Source organism: Mycolicibacterium baixiangningiae, assembly GCF_016313185.1.
In the GTDB taxonomy this organism is placed as follows: Bacteria; Actinomycetota; Actinomycetes; order Mycobacteriales; family Mycobacteriaceae; genus Mycobacterium; species Mycobacterium baixiangningiae.
In genome coordinates this window covers 3,985,907-4,003,492 of the sequence record NZ_CP066218.1, presented here as the reverse complement: position 1 = coordinate 4,003,492, position 17,586 = coordinate 3,985,907, and the positions used below count along the sequence as shown (strand labels likewise).

Here is a 17,586-nt window from a genome sequence, read left to right as displayed (position 1 = left end):
ACAGACACATCGACACTGCGTTCTTAACGCGTCGATGAAGATCAGTTACCTCGCGGCAACCACCGGCGGTCAGCCGACGCGAAAACTGTCAGGTGACAGAAATGCCGCCGTCGGCGTCGGCGCCGCGACCCCGGGAGCACCTTTGACCAGCGATCTGCGCACGTCCGACGGCAGTGGAGCGACATCGTCGACCGCCACCACCGCCGGCGCCCGGGCACACGCCCGCGCCCAGCACGGCCGCACCGCCGAACACATGCGCCACGTCCCCGCCTCGACCAGCCCGACCGTGCCCGACGGTGTCCCGGCCGAGCGCCTGGTGTGGTCGGAGACCGTGGCGCCCGGCGGGTACACCACCGCGGTGCTGGCCCGCGGCACCCGTATCCGCATGACCGACGTGGACGGCGACGCGTGTGCGCACCTCCTACTCCACCGCGCCGACGCGACGCATGAGCGGCTCAACGTCGCCGACACCGTCAAGGTGCCGTGGCAGGCCTACCTCGGGTCCGGCCATCCGCTGCTGAGCGGGTTCGGGCGGGTGCTCGCGACCGTGGTCGGCGACACCTCCGGACACCACGACGCACTGGCCGGAACGACGACGCGGGCCGGCAACGAGGCCAGGTACGGAGCCGGTGCACCCGAGTCCCCGGCGCCGGCGGGCCGCGAGCTCCTGTTGCTCGCCGCGCTGAAAAACGGTATGGGACAACGTGACCTGGTGCCCTCGGTGTCCTTCTTCCAGCGGGTGCGGGTCGACGGCGACGGAGTCCTGCAGTGGCAGGGCTCGGCAGGACCGGGCACGACCGTCGACCTGCTGCTGCACGTGGACGCCGTCGTCCTGCTCGCCAATACCGCCCACCCCATGGACCCCCGCCCGCAGTTCACCTGCTCGCCGCTGCAGATCCACGCCTGGCCCGCCGCAACCGATCTCGCGCGCCTCACCGCCGGCGATCTGGTCGGTGAGCTCGGGCCCGAGCACCGCCAGGCCATCGCCAACACCGACGCCGATCTCGCCGCCCGAGGAGCGCTGTGACCGCCACCGCCGACGCCCAGCCTCTTGTCCCCGGCACCGTCGTGCTCGACGAGACCGTCGCGGCCAGGGCGCCGTGGTCGGCGGTCGTCACCGCCGGTGACGTGCTGACGATCGTCGACCTCGACGGCAACCAGGCCGTCGACTGCCTGCTCTACTCCGCCGCCGACACCGCGGTCCGCTACTCCGCCTCGGAAACGATTGCGCGCCAGGGGCGTATCGTGCTGACCACCGGGTCGGTGCTGCGGGCCGACACCGGTGCGGCGCTGATGACCGTCGTCGCCGACGAGGTGGGCATACACGACACCCTGGGCGGCGCGTGTTCGAAAGAGTCCAACACGCTGCGCTACGGGCAGCACACCCGCGAACAGCACGGCTGCATGGAGAACTTTCTGATCGAGGGCGCCCGCCACGGCCTCGGCGCCCGGGATCTCTCCAGCAACATCAACTGGTTCATGAACGTGCCGGTCGACCCCGACGGCGCGCTGGGCATCGTCGACGGGCTGTCCGGGCCCGGTAAGCGCATCGCATTGCGCGCCGACATCGACACGCTCGTGGTCGTCTCGAACTGCCCGCAGATCAACAACCCGTGCAACGCCTTCAATCCCACACCGGTCCGGATGATCGTGACCCGCCCGTGACGACTGCGCTGATCGCCAACCGCGGCGAGATCGCGGTACGGCTCGTCCGGTCCGCGCAGCGGCTCGGGTTGCGCACCGTGGCGGTGTTCTCCGACGCCGATCGCGGCGCCCCGCACGTGCGCCTCGCCGACCACGCCGTCCGCCTCGGGCCGTCCACGCCGGCCGACAGTTATCTGCGGATCGACGCCATCCTGGACGCCGCGCGGGAAACCGGCGCGGACATGATCCACCCCGGGTACGGATTCCTTTCGGAAGACGGCGATTTCGCTGCTGCGGTGGAGACCGCGGGGATGGTCTTCGTGGGTCCGACACCCGACCAGCTGCGCGTATTCGGCACCAAGCACACCGCCAGGGCGGCGGCCCGGGCAGCCGGGGTCCCGGTCTTCCCGGGCTCGGACCTGCTCGCCGACGCCGCCGATGCGCTGCACGCCGCGGACGGCATCGGCTATCCGGTGATGCTCAAGGCGACCGGGGGAGGAGGCGGTATCGGCATGCAGGTGTGCCACAACGCCATCGAACTCCGCGCGGCCTTCGAGCGGGTCGCGCGCCTGGCCGAGCGCAGCTTCGGCACGGCCGGCGTGTTCGTGGAGCGCTTCGTCGAAACCGCCCGCCACGTCGAGGTGCAGATCTTCGGCGACGGACGAGGCCACGTCGTCTCACTGGGCGACCGCGACTGCTCCCTGCAGCGGCGCAACCAGAAGGTGCTCGAGGAGGCCCCGGCGCCGGCGCTGCCCGATCCCGTCCGTGCGCTGCTGCACGAATCGTCACGCGCGCTGGCCGCCTCGGTGGACTACCGGTCGGCGGGCACCGTCGAGTTCGTCTACGATCCGGTCCGAGAGCAGGCGTCGTTCCTCGAGGTCAACGCCCGGCTCCAGGTCGAACACCCGGTGACCGAGGCTGTCACCGGAATCGACCTCGCCGCGTGGATGTTCCGCCTCGGCTGTGGCGAAACAGACATGTTGGCACCGTACTTGCCGACGGGTGCGGTGCCGGTGAAAGGTCATGCGGTCGAGGCCCGGCTCTACGCCGAGGACCCCTCGCGCGATCACCGGCCGAGCACCGGAACCGTCACCGCGGTGTCCTTCCCCGACGATGTGCGGGTGGACACCTGGGTCGAGGACGGAACGGAGGTGTCGTCGTTCTACGATCCGCTGCTGGCCAAGGTGATCGCCACCGGACCCGCACGTGAGCAGGCGTTCGGGCGTCTGGGCGATGCGCTGGGACACACTGTGCTGCACGGTATCGAGACCAACATCGGCGCACTGCAGGCGGCGGTGACCCATCGTGACGTCATCACCGCGCGGCACAGCACCGCGACGTTGGCCGACGTCACCGACCCGCGGGCCCGCATCACCGTCGAGCGACCGGGGCTGCTGACCACGGTTCAGGACCTGCCCGGCCGAATCGGACTGTGGCACATCGGTGTCCCGCCGAGCGGTCCGATGGACGATCTGTCCTTCCGGCTCGGTAACCGCGCGCTCGGCAACCCCGACGGCGCAGCGGGACTCGAGTGCACCGCCTCCGGACCGGCGCTGCGTGCCAGCCACCCCACCACCGTGTGCGTCACCGGCGCTGAGTGCCTGGTCACCGTCGACGGCCGGCCCGTCCCGATGTGGGAGCCTGTCGAGATCCCGGCCGGGGGAGTGCTCGACGTCGGCGCGGCGGAGACGGTGGGTCTACGCACCTACGTCCTCGTCGCCGGCGGTTTCGACATACCCGCCTACCTGGGCAGCGCGTCGACGTTCACGCTCGGGAGATTCGGCGGCCACGGGGGGCGGCCGCTGGTGGTCGGTGACGTCCTGCGGGCCGCGCGCCCGGTCACCGGCGCGGTCGGGCGCGCAGCGGTCACCCCCGACATGCGCCCCGCCCTGGTCTCGCACTGGGAACTGGCCGTGACCGAGGGACCACACGGGGCGCCGGAGTTCTTCACCCGCGAGGACATCGACACCCTCTTCGCCGCGGAATACCGCGTGCACTTCAACTCCGCACGAACCGGAGTACGCCTCGAAGGGCCCAGGCCGCGGTGGGCGCGGGCCGACGGCGGTGACGCCGGACTCCATCCGTCGAACATCCACGACACCCCGTATTCGGTTGGCGCACTCGACTTCACCGGTGACACCCCGATCCTGCTGGGACCCGACGGACCCAGTCTCGGCGGCTTCGTCTGCCCGGTGACCGTCGTGGCCGCCGACCGGTGGAAGCTCGGGCAGCTGCGCCCCGGTGACACCGTGCGGTTCGTGCCGGTTCGCGCCGCCGACGCGCCGGCGCGGACGGAGGTGGGCGGCGAGCGTCGGCCCGCCGCACCGACGGTGCTCACCAGCGGCGGCGACGGCGACGACGGTGTGCTGGCCCGGCGCGACGGGCAACCGTCGGTCACCTACCGCCGCAGCGGTGACGACAACGTGCTGGTCGAGTACGGCGAGATGGTGCTCGATCTGGCGTTGCGCGCCCGAGTGCACGCGCTGCACACCCGGCTGGCCGATGCGCGAGCTGCCGGGATCGTCGACCTCACCCCGGGTATCCGCTCGCTCCAGATCCATGTCGACCCGCAGCAACTGGCGATCGACCGACTGCTCGGCCTGCTGACCGAACTCGAAGACGATCTGCCCGCCACCTCCGACCTCGTGGTGCCGAGCCGGTCGGTGCGGCTCCCGCTGAGTTGGGACGACCCCGCGACCCGCGAGGCGATCGCACGCTACATGTCGGGAGTGCGCGACGACGCCCCCTGGTGCCCGTCGAACATCGAGTTCATCCGGCGCGTCAACGGCCTGGCCACCCAGGCCGATGTCGCCGACACCGTGTTCGCCGCCGAATACCTGACCCTCGGACTCGGTGACGTGTATCTCGGTGCGCCGGTGGCGACTCCGCTCGATCCACGCCACCGCCTGGTGACCACGAAGTACAACCCCGCCCGCACCTGGACCGCGGAGAACTCCGTCGGGATCGGCGGCGCCTATCTGTGCATCTACGGGATGGAAGGTCCCGGCGGCTACCAGTTCGTCGGCCGGACGACACAGGTATGGAGCACCTACCGCCACACCGCACCGTTCGAACCCGGCAGCCCGTGGCTGCTGCGGTTCTTCGACCGCATCTCCTGGTATCCGGTGTCCGCCGAGGAACTGCTCGACCTGCGCGCCGATCTCGCCGCGGGCCGCGGCACCGTCGAGATCACCGACGGCACGTTCTCCCTCGACGAGCACGAGCGCTTCCTCGCACGAAACGCCGACTCCATCGCGGAGTTCCGCGCCCGCCAGAGCGCGGCGTTCTCCGCGGAGCGCTCGGCGTGGGCGGCGGCAGGGGAGTTCGACCGCGCCGAGCGTGCGCAGTCGCAGGCCACCGCCGACACCGCCGACCTCGTCCTCGACGACGGCGCCCAGCGGGTGGATGCGCCGTTCTCGTCGAATGTGTGGAAAGTCGATGTGGCCGTGGGGGAGCGCGTGGCGGCCGGACAGGCACTGCTGGCATTGGAGGCGATGAAGATGGAGACCGTCGTGACCGCACCGGCGGACGGTGTGGTGACCCATGTGCTCGTCGAGGCGGGCCACCAGGTGGAACCAGGAACGCCCCTGGTCGTGCTCGGCGCGGAGCAGGACGTCGCGGAGATCCCGGCATGACGGCCGTCGAGCGCGTCCGCGCCGCCTACACCACGCTCGAGAACGTCGCGCGGCCGGAGATCTGGATCTTTGTGCGTCCCTTCGCTGAGGCGATGGCCGACGCCGAGGCCGTCGACGCCGCCGTCGCCGCGGGGGATGAGCTCCCACTGGCCGGGCTGACCGTCGCGGTGAAGAACAACGTGGACATCGCGGGCCTGCCCACCACGGCGGCATGTCCGGGCTATGCGACCGCGGTGGCCGATACCGACGCGCCGGTGGTCGCGCGGCTGCGCGCGGCGGGTGCGGTGGTGATCGGCGCGACCAACCTCGATCAGTTCGCGACCGGGCTGGTCGGCACGCGCAGCCCACACGGCGCCGTGCGCAACGCCCAGCGCCCCGACCACATCTCGGGCGGATCGAGTTCCGGATCGGCGGTCGCGGTGGCACTCGGCATCGTCGACGTCGCCATCGGCACCGACACCGCCGGATCCGGGCGGGTGCCCGCGGCCCTACAGGGCATCGTCGGCATCAAACCCACCTACGGTGTGGTGCCCACCGACGGTGTGGTGCCGGCCTGCCGTTCCTATGACTGCGTCACCGTCCTCGCCCGCGATGTGGACACCGCCGACGCCGCCATGGGCGTGATGGCGGGCGGTCCTGGGACGCGACCGTTCCCACCCGATGCCCCGCTCGCCGCGCCGGCCGAACCCCTCGTGGCCGTGCCCCGCGAACTGCCCGGTCTCTCGCCGGCCTGGCGGCGTGCATTCGCTGCGGCCAGGGTCCGCCTCGAGAGCCAGGGGGTGACGGTGCGCGAGATCGATCTGAACCCGTTCCTCGAGGCGGCGCGACTGCTGTACGACGGCGGCCTGGTGGCCGAGCGACACGAAGCGGTCGGCGATTTCGTCGACACCCACCGTGACGAGGTCGATCCGACCGTCGGCGCGATCATCTCGGCGGCCGGTACGGTGCCGGCGACCCGGCTGCTCCGCGACCGGGTACGCCTCACCGAACTCACCGCGGTGGCGATGGCCGAACTCGGCGACTGCGATGCGCTGCTCATCCCGACCACCACCGAACACCCGACGATCGCCGAGGTGGAGGCTGATCCCGTCGGGGTCAACTCCCGACTGGGCACCTACACGAACTTCTGCAACCTCATGGACATGTGCGCGGTCGCCGTACCGTCCGGAACCGTCGACGGGGCGCAGTTCGGCGTCTCACTCGTCGCGCGCAGCGGTGCCGATGCGGTGGCACTCGACCTCGCGCGCCGTGTCACCACACTCGATGCCACGAATCCCGTTGTGCAACAAACACCGTGGCCGATCCACGCGGGTCTGGCGGCCACACCGATCCTCGTGGTGGGGGCACACCTGCGTGACCAACCGCTGGCCTGGCAACTCGACGAGCGCGGGGCCCGGTGGCTCGGCCGGGCGGTGACCGCACCGCTGTACCGGCTGGCGCGCCTGGACACCACCCCACCCAAACCGGGTCTGGTGCGGGTGGGAGCCGAAACCGGTACGGCGATCGGCGGTGAACTGTGGCTGCTCGGGACGGCGATGCTCGGGGACTTCCTCGCGGCGCTGCCGGCGCCGATGATGCTGGGCCGGGTCACGCTGTCGGACGGCACGGAGGTCGTCGGATTCGGGTGCGCGCTCGACGCCTGGCAGGCCGGTGAGGACATCTCGTTGTACGGGGACTGGCGGCGCTACCTGAGCGGCGTCACGGGCAGTGCACTCAGCGAGCGCGTATAGCCAGCCACCACGTCGGTGCTACGGGCCCGCAGCGCGGCGGTCGCCCCGTCGGGTATCCCGAGCACCCGCAGGCAGGCGTCGGCCACGTGGACCGGAAGCTCGTCGCGCTGCGGGCCCGAGGCGAGCGACCACATGTTCACCAGGGATTCGACCAGCCGGAACGGCAGATCCGTTGCCGCCTCGTGCACGCCGGTCTGTTCGACGACTCCACGGCTGAGCGCGAGATAGTGCAACCGCAGCCGTTCGCGGTCCGACCAGAACGGTTCGAGCCGCGCATCCCTCAGCTCGGGCAGCAGGTACAGCGCGCCGAGATTCCACCGGCCGCTGAGCAGTTGGCCGCCGTCGAAGGCGGCCAACGCGTGCAGGTGTTCCGCGGCGGTCAGCGCCGGTTGCGCTCCGAGCAGGCTCGGGATGAATCCCAGGGTGGGGCTGACCGTCTGGCTCAGCAGGGCGCACAGGATGTCGTCTTTGGTGTTGAAATAGTGGTACAGCGACGCCTGCCGGATGCCGACCAGTTCCGCGATGTGGCGGGTCGAGGTGCTCGCGTACCCGAGCGTGGTGAACAATTCGCCTGCGGCATCGAGGATTTCGTCGCGGGCGGTCATCCCCGGACGCCGTGCGGTGTTGAGGCGCGGACGACCGGCCCGGGTGAGCGGCATGGCTCCATGGTGGACCACGAACCGGTCAATCGGTACACGCCGGCGTTTCTGTCACACGACAGAAACGCGCGATACGCATCAGTTACCTGTGCCGTCAATTGGTTACGCGCGCGACACCCATCGCGCCAGCACCACGTGAAAACTGTCACCTGACAGGCGGGCGGTTCACCGGAGTGCCGCTCCTTTCGCCACGTCGAACCGGCCGCTCGGGCCACTTCGACTTCCAGCCGCAGGAGCGTTCCGATGGGCATCGCCGTCTCCGAAGCCGACGCACCCGCCGCGGTGCCGCCGGTGCGGGACCCGATCGCGGCTGTCGGTGACCTGCGGGTGACGTTTCGCCGTAACGGGCGTGCCATCCACGCCCTGCGCGGGGTCTCCCTGTCCATCGCACCCGGTGAGATCCTGGGGCTGGTCGGCGAATCCGGTTCGGGCAAAAGTGTTCTGGGCTTCAGCCTGCTCGGCCTGCTGCCGGACAACGCCACCACGACCGGTACGGTTCGGGTGGCCGGCTCCGACATGGTCCGCGGTGATGCGAAGGCGCTGCGCAAAGTGCGCCGCCTCGACCTCGGCGCGGTGTTCCAGGACCCGATGACGTCGCTGAACCCGACCATGCGCATCGGCAAACAGGTGGCCGAGGCCGCGGGCAGCGAGGACGAGGCGCTGCGCCTGCTGACCGCCGTCGGCATCCCTGAGCCCGGGCGGCGGATGCGGGCGTTCCCGCACGAACTGTCCGGCGGACTGCGCCAGCGCGTGATGATCGCGATCGCGATCGCCGGTGACCCAGACCTCATCGTCGCCGACGAACCGACCACCGCGCTCGACGTCACCGTCCAGGCCCAGGTGCTGCGCCTCCTGCGGCGCCTGCGGGACGAAATCGGTTGCAGCATCGTGCTGATCACCCACGACCTCGGGGTGGCCGCGCAGATCGCCGACCGCATCGCGGTGCTCTACGCCGGCCGGATCGCCGAGATCGGCCCGAGTGCGGCAGTGCTGGCGGCCCCGGCTCACCCCTATACCCATGGGTTGTTGCGGTCCCGGCTGACGCTCGACACCGAGCGGGACCGTCCGCTGGCAGCGCTCGCCGGCGCGGTGCCGAGCGCGGTGAATCCGCTTGCCGGATGCGCGTTCGTACCCCGGTGCGCGTTGTCCACCGAGGAATGCAATGCCGCGCCACCGGATCCGATCGCGGTGGCGGCCGAACGAGTCAGCGCGTGCATCCGCCCGTTCCCCGAGGTCACCGAGAAGTTGGGGGCCGCGGTGAGCAACACCAGCGAGATGTTCCCGGCCATGACCGGGGACCGGACCGAGATGCCGCCCTCGGTGGTACTGCGCGACGTCACCAAGACCTTCTCGGTGGCCCGACGTTGGCTCGACCGATCGACCGACGGCGACGGCAAACTGCATGCGCTGCGCGGAGTTTCGCTCCGTGTCGGGCACGGTGAGTCGGTCGCGCTGGTGGGTGAGAGCGGGTCGGGCAAGTCGACGCTCCTCCGCGTTATCGCGGGCCTGGAGCCGCCTTCTACAGGTTCAGTCGAGCTCGCGGGAGGTCAGCGGCCGCAGATGGTGTTCCAGGATGCGGGCGCGTCGCTGACACCGTGGCTGTCGGTGGGCGAGTTGATCGCCGAGCGACTGCGGAGCACCGGTCTGTCACGGGCCCGCCGCCGCGAACGCGTCGCCGAGGTGCTGGAACGGGTCGGGCTGCCCGCCGAGGTCGCGAAATCGCGTGCCGGTCAGCTGTCCGGAGGCCAGCGGCAACGTGTTTCGCTCGCCCGCGCGACGGTGGTGCCGCCCTCGGTGCTGCTGTGCGACGAGCCGACCAGCGCGCTGGACGTGTCACTGGCGGCCTCGGTGCTCAACCTGATCGGCGACCTGCGGCGCAGCCTCGACATGTCCGTCGTGTTCGTGACCCATGACCTGTCGGTGGCCCGGGTGGTCGCCGACCGGATCGCGGTGATGTACCTCGGGCGCATCGTGGAGATCGGACCCGCCGAGCGGGTGATCGCCCAGCCCGCGCATCCATACACCCAGGCGCTCGTCGACTCCATCCCCGATCTGGGCCGCGAACCGCGGCCGCTGGCCGGCGAGCCGGCGAGCCCGTTGTCGCCGCCCACCGGATGCGCCTTCCACCCGCGGTGCCCGCTGGCCATCGATGCCTGCGACGACACCGGGCTGGACGTCCGCCTCGAGGGCTTCCCGGGCAATCCCCACCAGGTCGCCTGCATCGAGCGGAAGGCCGGCTGATGGCGGTGGCTCTGCCCGCGCCCGCCATGGTGCGGGCACGGCGTCGGGTACTCGCCATGCCGCAGTCCCGCTCGGCGGTGGTGAACTGGATTGGCTTCTCGCTCATCATCGTCGTGACCCTGGCCGCGGTAGCGGTCCCGGTGCTGGCGCCCTACGACCCGCTGCTCCCGGTGGGGATGCCGCTGCAGGCGCCCGGCGTTGACGGATTCCTCCTCGGCACCGACAGCATCGGCCGCGACGTCCTGTCCCGGGTGCTCTACGGGGCGCGCTCGAGCTGGTTCGCGGCGCTGGCCGTGGTGGCCCTCGGCCTGTTCATCGGCGGCCTGATCGGGCTGATCGCGGGAACGGCAGGCGGCTGGATCGACTCGCTGTTGATGCGGATCACCGACGCGTTCCTGTCGCTACCCGCACCGGTGCTCGCGATTGCCGTGGTCGCCGCCCTCGGACCGGGTTTCCTGCACACGCTGATCGCGGTGTCCATCGTGTGGTGGCCGTTCTACGCCCGGTTGGTGCGCGGTGAGGTGGCGCGCCTGGCCGCGAGACCACACATCGAGGCCGCCAAACTCGCCGGCGTCGGCCCCATCCGGCTGGCCCGCCGCCACCTGCTCCCCGGTGCCGTGCCCAACGCGATGGTTGCCGCCAGCCTCGACATCGGCACGCTGATCCTCACCCTCGCCGCGCTGTCGTTCCTCGGGCTCGGACAGTCCGCACCGGCGCCGGAGCTCGGTGCCGACTCGGCCCGCAACCTCAGTTATTTCCTGCAGCAGTGGTGGATTCCGGTGATGCCCGGAGTCGGTGTCCTGGTGCTCGCGCTGGTCGGCAACATCGCAGGCGACAGCCTGCGCAACCTGATGAAGACCAAGTAGGAGCAGAGGGGGCCGATGAGGACCTTCGTGACGACCCGGATCGCCGCCATGCTCGCGATCCTCGTCGCCCTGACGGGTGTGATGTTCGTCCTCGCCCACATCTCGCCGCTCGATCCCGTCAAAGCACAGCTCGGTGCCCAGGCCTCCCAGGAGGCCGTCGCCGCCCGCCGCGAGGCGCTCGGCCTCAACGAACCGATCCTCGTGCAGTTCTGGAACTACCTGACCGGTGCGGTGACCGGCGATCTCGGCACCTCGTACCGCACCCGCCACCCCGTCGCGTCCGACCTCGGCGACTTCCTGCCCGCCACACTGGAGCTGGCGGTGTTCGGTATGGTCATCGCGCTCGTACTCGCCGCGCTGCTGGCGTTCAGCACGACGCTGAAGTGGCGAGGCTCGGCGGTGCTGCGGGCCGTGCTGTTCACCGGTTCGTCGGCGCCGATGTTCCTGCTCGGCATCATCGGCATCATCGTCTTCTACCAGCAGCTCGGTTGGGTTCCGGCCAACGGCCGCACCGCGATCGCGAATTCGCCGTCCGGTCCGACCGGCCTGCTGACCGTCGACGGGTTGCTGCACGCCCGGTTCGACGTCGTCGCCGACGCGTTCCACCACCTGCTCCTGCCCGCCGTGGTGATCGCGCTCGGGCCTGCGGTGGCCATCGGCCGGGTGCTGCGATCGAGCCTGTTGGGCGACACCGACAGCGACTACGCCAGAACCGCACGGGCCAAGGGACTTTCGGAGGGCCGGATCATGGTCGGCCACGTGCTGCGCAACTCGATCGGTGCGGCGCTGTCCATGACCGGCCTCCAGATCGGCCTGATGTTCTCCGGGGTCCTCGTCGTCGAGCAGGTGTTCGGCTGGCCGGGCATCGGCCAGTACATCGCCCAGAGCATCCCGGTCGCCGATTTCCCCGCCATCGCCGGCGTGACGCTGATGCTCGGCGCGCTCTACGTCTTCATCAACACCGTGGTGGACCTCCTGCAGGCGGCCGCCGACCCACGTATCACCGTCAGAGGAGGATAAGTGCCCCAACAACCACTCATCGTGGGCAACCCCGTGCTCGTGGTCGTCGACATCCAACAGGGCGGAGGGATGCCGGCCGACGAGGTGGGCATCGACCACATGCCGGGGCACGCCGAACGGGTCGCGCGCGCAGAGCAGTTGGTGGCAGCCGCGCGCGCCGCCGACATCCCGGTCGTGTTCTTCCAGGAGGTGCACCGGCCCAGTGGTGTCGACTTCGGCCGCGAACTCGACGGCACCGAAGGGGTGCACTGCGTCGAGGGGCGTGCGGGCACCGACCTGGAGCCGTCGCTGCGCCCATTGCCCGAGCGTGACGACCGCGAATTCCACATCGTCAAACGCCGCTACTCCGGGTTCATCGGCACCGAATTCGACATCGTGCTGCGCGGTGTGAAGGCCGACACCCTCATCCTCGTCGGCGGCCTGACCGATGTGTGCGTGCACTACACCTTCGCCGACGCCCACCAGCGCGACTACTACGTACGGGTGGTGACCGACTGCGTCGGCGGATCGTCGCAGTACCGCCATGACGCCGCTCTCGACGCGATGGAGTACCTGCAGACCGGGGCTCTGCGCACCACCGAGGAGATCCTCGCCGCATTCGGCGCCTTGGCACCTGCCGGCGCACTCGTCCTCGAAGGAGCAGCCCGATGATTCGCCGCCTCACCACCGCCGCCGCCGTGGCGGCCGTCGCCACCCTGACGCTGAGCGCCTGTGGCGGCTCGGATTCCGAGGGCGGCGCGCCGAACGCGGCGCCCACCGACAAGGTGCTGCACGTGTCGTTCCTGCAGGATCCCGGCCAACCGCCGGATCCGGACATCTTCTACGCCGGCCAGGGGCTGCTGTTGACGACCAACGTCTACGAGGGGCTGCTGCAGTTCAAGGGCGGCACCGACAAACCGGAGATCGAACCGCTGCTGGCCACGGAGTGGACGGAGTCACCCGATCACCGCGTGTACACGTTCAAGTTGCGGGAGGGAGTCACGTTCCACGACGGGACACCTTTCACTTCTGCTGCGGTCAAGGCCTCCTTCGACCGCCGGCTGGCGGTCGACCAGGGCCCGGCGTACATGGTGAAAGATGTGGAATCGATCACCACCCAGGGTGATCACGACGTCACGATCACCCTGAAGGCACCCAACGCGGCGTTCCTGGACTACCTCGCGTGCCCGTACGGGCCGAGAATGGTCAGCCCGACCGGACTGCAGGCCAACGCCGGCGGCGATCATGCCGCGACCTACCTGACCACCCACGACCTCGGCACCGGACCCTATACGCTCACCGCCGCCGAGGTCGGATCCCGGTACGCGCTGGCCGCCTACCCCGAATACTGGGGTGACAAGCCGTATTTCGAGCAGGTCGAGATCCCCGTCATCACAGATGTGTCCGCCCAGCAGCTGCAGTTCAACAACGGTCAGATCGCCGCGATCCTGCACGACCTGCCGTCGTCGGCGGTGGAGTCGTACATGAACGACGACAAGTTCGCGCACTATTCGTTGCCGACGATGATGTCGAACTACCTCTACGTCAACCCGCGCCGCGGCATGCTGACCGACCCGAAGAACCGCGCCGCCCTGCTCGCCGCGATCGATGTCGACGCGCTGGTCAAGCAGACGTACTTCGGACGTGGTGAGAAAGCCGGGCAGCTCTATCCGCCGAACATGCTGCCGCCGGAGTTGGCCACGCAGAACGTCACCCACGATCCGTCGCTCCTCACCGAGATCGCGGCGGGCCTGCCCGCCGACCAGAAATCCGTCACCATCGGCTACGACTCCTCCAACCCCGACAACCAGCTGATCAACAACCTGATCCAGACGCAGCTCGCGGCCGCGGGCCTCACCGCGAAGGTGCAGAGCTACCCGACCTCGGAGATCTACGGCTGGATCGGCAACGACGCCCCCAACGCACCGGACATCCTGACCTCCACCGGGTGGCCGGATGCGCCGTCGCCCTACACGTGGGGCCACATCTCCTGGGATGCCGACGGCGGCCTGAACTACCTGGGGTGCTCCGCGCCGCCGATCACCGAAGCGCTGGCCCGGGGTCTGGAAACCGATGACGCGCAGGCGTTCTCGGATGCGGCCAAGGCCGCGGAAGAGACCGGATGCTGGCTCAACATCGCCGACGTCGACGACTTCATGGTGGCCCAGCCGTGGCTGAAGGGCGTGGAGCAGGCGCATGTGGTGACGAACCCGAACTCGCTGCGGCTCTTCGAACTGTCGGCGGGCTGATGGCGACACTGCTGCGACCCAGTGGAGTGCGCCGCGTCATCCTGCTGACGCTCGGCTGGGAGGATCTGCCGAAGTCGGTCAGCGTCCACGGCGCGTCGGCCACCGAGCAGCTGCGCGAACCGGTGCCCGGCGTGCTGCTGCAGACCGACGGCGGTTGGGTACTGCTGGACACCGGGTTCAACACCGCGCTGATCCGGGACCCGTACCTACGCAGGCGCTTCTACCCGAGCGTGGAGTATCAGCCGGTGCTACCGGGGCCGGGGGAACCGATAGAGGAGTCACTGGCCGACATCGGTGTCGACGTCGACGACATCCACCTCGTCGCGGTGTCGCACCTGCACACGGACCACGCGGGCGGGCTGAAGCTGTTCGCGGGCCGGGTGCCGGTGCACGCCCAGCGCCGCGAGCTGGAGTACGGGCTGTCGAATCATCCGGCGCCCGAGCAGCACGCGATCTTCCGGGTCGACTTCGACGACCCGCGGATCGACTGGCGGCTCGCTGACGGGGAGGTCGAGATCGCACCCGGGATCACCGCGGTGCCGACCTACGGTCACACCCCCGGTCACCAGAGCTTCGTCGTGCAACTCGATCATTCTGTCGGCGGCGACGGGTTCGTGTTCGCGTTCGACGCCGCCGACCTGACCGAGAACATCGAGCACGAACGGGCGATCGGCGGGTTCATCGACGTCGACCCCGAGGAGACCGTCGAACCGATCCGCCGGCTCAAGAAGCTGGCCGCCGACAAGGGTTTCCCGCTCATCCCCGGCCACGACCCGCACGTATGGCCCGAGCTGACCCAGCACTTCCACCAGCGGTTCGGGCCGGTGTCGTGACCGCGGTCGTGAGGCAGGACTGTACCGGCCTGTGGCGGCGCACCCTGCTCATCGAGGCCGACGGGTCGCGCGACACCGGCACCGACGTGCTGTGGCTTCAGGGCGATACGGCCTACGTCGACTCCCGCGGGTTCGCGGGGGTCCTCACCCAGCGTGACAGCGTGTTCGAGTGGCACCGCGACATCGATCTGCAGCCGCCCGGCGAGTTCCCGGACGTGGGGTCCGTGCACTGGGACGGTGACACGCTGGTCGAAAAGGGTGTCCACGCAGACTATGTCGAGCACTGGGTCCGCGACAGCGGTCCGGTCGAACCGTGCTGGGCGCTGGCGCTCACGTCGGGTACTGATCGGGGACTGCTGGTGCGCGTCGGCGATCGATTCGGCTGGGCCTGCACCGATCATGTGGTGATCGGCGCTGTCGGTGACAGCGGGTGGAGTGCCCTCGACATCGGCGTTTCCGGTCCTCATTGTCGCGTCAACGGCGTGCGCTGGGATGTTCAGCGAAGCGAAGGAGAAGTGAAATTGTGAGCGGTGCAACGTCTTTCACATCCGTACCGGTCGTCGACATCAGTGGATTGCTGTCGAGCGACCGGTCCGAACAGGAACGGGTGGCGGCCGACCTCGGCACCGCGGCTCGTGACGTCGGGTTCTTCTACATCAGCGGATCGGGCATCGACGAGTCGCTCTTCGACCGGATGCTGGCCGCGACGAAGGAGTTCTTCGCGCTGCCGCTGGAGGAGAAGATGCGCACCTACATCGGCCTGTCGCGGTGTCACCGCGGCTACGTGCCGATCGGTGAAGAAGGTGTCGAGAACGGAGGAACGCCGGATCTGAAGGAGGCGTTCGACACCGCGCTGGACCTGCCGGCCGACGACCCCGACTACCTGGCGGGCAACCCCATGCTGGGCCCGAACACCTGGCCCGACCTGCCGGGGTTCGCCGAATCCGTCACCGCCTACTACACCGCGGTGCTCGAGGTGGGGCAGCGGCTTCTGTCGGCGTTCGCGATCGCGCTGGGGGAGGACCCGGACGTGTTCTCCCGGCATGCGACGAAGACACCGAGCCAACTGCGGCTGGTGCACTATCCGTACAACCCGGACGCCGAGGACCACATGGGCATCGGCGCACACACCGACTACGAGTGCTTCACGCTGCTCAAACCCACCGCGCCGGGCCTCGAGGTGCTCAACGGCGCCGGGGAGTGGATCGACGTGCCCCCGCTGCCCGGCACCTTCGTCGTCAACGTCGGCGACATGCTGGAACTGTGGACCAACGGCACGTTCGTCGCCACCAGCCACCGGGTCCGCAAGGTCAAAGAGGAGCGGTACTCATTTCCGCTGTTCTTCAACGTCGACTACCACACCGAGGTGAAACCGCTGCCGCAGTTCGCGCCCCGCGACGACAGGCCGCGTCCGCCGCTGCGGGCCGGTGAGCATCTGTTCGCCCAGACGGCGCAGTCGTTCGCCTACCTGCGCCGGCGGCTGGACAGCGGTGAGCTGGTGCTGCCCGAGGGTTCTCTGGCGCTCGGTCAGTTCGGACAGCAGGCGCTGCAGGGCACTAGTTGATGAATGCGTTGACCCAACGCAGGTCGGACAGGACACCGCGGGCTGCGACGATGCCCTGACCGGTCTGCCACACCTCGTTGTTGACGATGTACACCCGGCCGTCCTGCGCGGCCGACAGCGCGCGCCAGGCGTCGCTGTCGAGGATCTGCGGAGCGTGGTCGCGCGCGGCGGCCGAGGCGAACGAGACGTACACGACGTCGGCCTCGGCGATCGAATAGTCCGGTGAGCCGCCCGTGCCGATCTCCACGAAGGGTTCCTCGGTGAAGCGCTGGGCGGCCGGACGGTCGAGGCCCACCTCCGCCATAACACTGCCCGCGAAGCTGTCGACCCCGTAGACCCGAACGGTGTCCTCGGCCAGTTGGACCACCGACGCCTGGAAGTGGCTGGCGTCGTTCTCGGTGCCGGTCCTGCGGGCGGCGTCGGCGAACCCGTCGAGCAGACCGCCCGCGGCACCGAACCGGCCGGTCGCGGCGCCGACGGTGCGCAGGTTCGCCTGCCAGTCGGCGCCCGGGGGACCGGTGAACACCGTCGGTGCGATCTGCCCGAGGGTGTCGAAGAGTTCGGGGGTCAGTGCCTGTGAGCCCAGGATCAGGTCGGGCGCCGCGGCGCGGATCGCGTCGAGGTCGGGCGCCGAGCGGGTGCCGGCCGCCGCCACGCCGTGGATCACCGCACCCAGGTAGGAGGGCTGCTGGTCCTGACCGTCCGGCAGGGCGGCGGCGACGATGCGCGACTGCAGGCCCAGGGCGCACAGCGCGTCGAGCTGATCACCGGAGAGCACAACGATGCGCTGCGGATCCTCACCCACCCGGGTCTCCCCGGCGGCGTGGCGCACCTCCCGCTGCGGCGGACCCGGGTCCACGGGGGCGGGCTCCGGCGCGCACGACTCGTCGGATCGGCGCTCGTTGCCGAGGACACCGGCGCCGGCGATGCGGGTGGTGCTGGTGGTCACCGACGACATCGGCGCCGACGGGGAGTCGCCGTCGGTTGATCCGCACCCGGCTGTGAGCGTGGCGACGAGCGCGCTGATGAGCGTCGCCGAAACCGTTGTCCACGCCCTTGTCCGGGCCCTCGTCTGCGGTCGGCCGATCAGCACGGGCCCGACGGTAACATCCTGGTCGCGACCGTCGCCCGGGCCGAGTCGTGTGGCGCTCGACAAGCAAATACGA

Annotated in this window: 14 protein-coding genes; 12 read left to right on the top strand and 2 right to left on the bottom strand. The window is 69.8% G+C overall.

Features of this window, described 5'->3' with window-relative positions:
• The first annotated feature begins 34 nt into the window (after positions 1 to 34).
• The 4 genes from I7X18_RS18920 to atzF are packed head-to-tail and all read left to right on the top strand — an operon-like array spanning position 35 to position 7,009.
• Positions 35 to 1,027 (top strand): urea amidolyase associated protein UAAP1, encoded by a 993-nt coding sequence (locus I7X18_RS18920; RefSeq protein ID WP_193043563.1) that lies wholly within the window; start codon positions 35 to 37, stop codon positions 1,025 to 1,027.
• Positions 1,024 to 1,665 carry an urea amidolyase associated protein UAAP2 gene (locus I7X18_RS18915; RefSeq protein ID WP_193043562.1) on the top strand — a complete coding sequence of 214 codons (642 nt, stop codon included), beginning with the start codon at positions 1,024 to 1,026 and terminating at the stop codon, positions 1,663 to 1,665. Before I7X18_RS18920 ends, I7X18_RS18915 begins: the two co-directional genes overlap by 4 nt.
• On the top strand, positions 1,662 to 5,279 hold the full coding sequence (uca, locus tag I7X18_RS18910) for an urea carboxylase (RefSeq protein WP_193043561.1): 3,618 nt from the start codon (positions 1,662 to 1,664) through the stop codon (positions 5,277 to 5,279). The genes I7X18_RS18915 and uca overlap by 4 nt, the downstream gene beginning before the upstream one ends.
• Positions 5,276 to 7,009, top strand: coding sequence for an allophanate hydrolase (gene atzF, locus I7X18_RS18905; RefSeq protein ID WP_193043560.1), 1,734 nt, complete (start codon positions 5,276 to 5,278; stop codon positions 7,007 to 7,009). The genes uca and atzF overlap by 4 nt, the downstream gene beginning before the upstream one ends.
• Here the strand turns inward: atzF and I7X18_RS18900 are convergent.
• On the bottom strand, positions 6,964 to 7,668 hold the full coding sequence (locus tag I7X18_RS18900) for a TetR/AcrR family transcriptional regulator (RefSeq protein ID WP_193043559.1): 705 nt from the start codon (positions 7,666 to 7,668) through the stop codon (positions 6,964 to 6,966). The genes atzF and I7X18_RS18900 overlap by 46 nt on opposite strands.
• Positions 7,669 to 7,911: 243 nt before the next feature.
• Between I7X18_RS18900 and I7X18_RS18895 the strand changes: the two genes are divergently transcribed.
• Genes I7X18_RS18895 through I7X18_RS18860 form a run of 8 tightly spaced genes read left to right on the top strand, consistent with a single transcriptional unit; the run spans position 7,912 to position 16,420 of the window.
• Complete coding sequence (locus I7X18_RS18895; protein WP_193043558.1) at positions 7,912 to 9,909, top strand: dipeptide ABC transporter ATP-binding protein; 1,998 nt, start codon at positions 7,912 to 7,914, stop codon at positions 9,907 to 9,909.
• On the top strand, positions 9,909 to 10,775 hold the full coding sequence (locus I7X18_RS18890; protein WP_193043557.1) for an ABC transporter permease: 867 nt from the start codon (positions 9,909 to 9,911) through the stop codon (positions 10,773 to 10,775). Before I7X18_RS18895 ends, I7X18_RS18890 begins: the two co-directional genes overlap by 1 nt.
• A gap of 15 nt (positions 10,776 to 10,790) precedes the next feature.
• A complete protein-coding gene (locus I7X18_RS18885; RefSeq protein ID WP_193043556.1) occupies positions 10,791 to 11,795 on the top strand; it encodes an ABC transporter permease in 1,005 nt (334 codons plus the stop codon).
• Entirely contained in the window at positions 11,796 to 12,446 is a 651-nt protein-coding gene (locus tag I7X18_RS18880; protein WP_193043555.1) for a cysteine hydrolase family protein, read from the top strand. It begins immediately after the preceding gene.
• Complete coding sequence (locus tag I7X18_RS18875) at positions 12,443 to 14,023, top strand: ABC transporter substrate-binding protein (RefSeq protein ID WP_193043554.1); 1,581 nt, start codon at positions 12,443 to 12,445, stop codon at positions 14,021 to 14,023. The genes I7X18_RS18880 and I7X18_RS18875 overlap by 4 nt, the downstream gene beginning before the upstream one ends.
• Positions 14,023 to 14,856 carry an N-acyl homoserine lactonase family protein gene (locus tag I7X18_RS18870; protein ID WP_193043553.1) on the top strand — a complete coding sequence of 278 codons (834 nt, stop codon included), beginning with the start codon at positions 14,023 to 14,025 and terminating at the stop codon, positions 14,854 to 14,856. Before I7X18_RS18875 ends, I7X18_RS18870 begins: the two co-directional genes overlap by 1 nt.
• On the top strand, positions 14,853 to 15,383 hold the full coding sequence (locus tag I7X18_RS18865; RefSeq protein ID WP_232375273.1) for a hypothetical protein: 531 nt from the start codon (positions 14,853 to 14,855) through the stop codon (positions 15,381 to 15,383). Before I7X18_RS18870 ends, I7X18_RS18865 begins: the two co-directional genes overlap by 4 nt.
• Positions 15,380 to 16,420, top strand: coding sequence for an isopenicillin N synthase family dioxygenase (locus I7X18_RS18860; RefSeq protein ID WP_193043551.1), 1,041 nt, complete (start codon positions 15,380 to 15,382; stop codon positions 16,418 to 16,420). Before I7X18_RS18865 ends, I7X18_RS18860 begins: the two co-directional genes overlap by 4 nt.
• Here I7X18_RS18860 and I7X18_RS18855 read toward each other — a convergent pair.
• Positions 16,413 to 17,513, bottom strand: coding sequence for an iron-siderophore ABC transporter substrate-binding protein (locus tag I7X18_RS18855; RefSeq protein ID WP_193043550.1), 1,101 nt, complete (start codon positions 17,511 to 17,513; stop codon positions 16,413 to 16,415). The genes I7X18_RS18860 and I7X18_RS18855 overlap by 8 nt on opposite strands.
• Between the last annotated feature and the right edge of the window lie 73 nt (positions 17,514 to 17,586).

Bases quoted from the DNA above. Each gene is read 5' to 3' on its own strand.
- I7X18_RS18920 (WP_193043563.1), top strand. From the start codon at position 35: ATGAAGATCAGTTACCTCGCGGCAACCACCGGCGGTCAGCCGACGCGA.
- atzF (WP_193043560.1), top strand. From the start codon at position 5,276: ATGACGGCCGTCGAGCGCGTCCGCGCCGCCTACACCACGCTCGAGAAC.
- I7X18_RS18900 (WP_193043559.1), bottom strand. From the start codon at position 7,668: ATGCCGCTCACCCGGGCCGGTCGTCCGCGCCTCAACACCGCACGGCGT.
- I7X18_RS18895 (WP_193043558.1), top strand. From the start codon at position 7,912: ATGGGCATCGCCGTCTCCGAAGCCGACGCACCCGCCGCGGTGCCGCCG.
- I7X18_RS18890 (WP_193043557.1), top strand. From the start codon at position 9,909: ATGGCGGTGGCTCTGCCCGCGCCCGCCATGGTGCGGGCACGGCGTCGG.
- I7X18_RS18885 (WP_193043556.1), top strand. From the start codon at position 10,791: ATGAGGACCTTCGTGACGACCCGGATCGCCGCCATGCTCGCGATCCTC.
- I7X18_RS18875 (WP_193043554.1), top strand. From the start codon at position 12,443: ATGATTCGCCGCCTCACCACCGCCGCCGCCGTGGCGGCCGTCGCCACC.
- I7X18_RS18870 (WP_193043553.1), top strand. From the start codon at position 14,023: ATGGCGACACTGCTGCGACCCAGTGGAGTGCGCCGCGTCATCCTGCTG.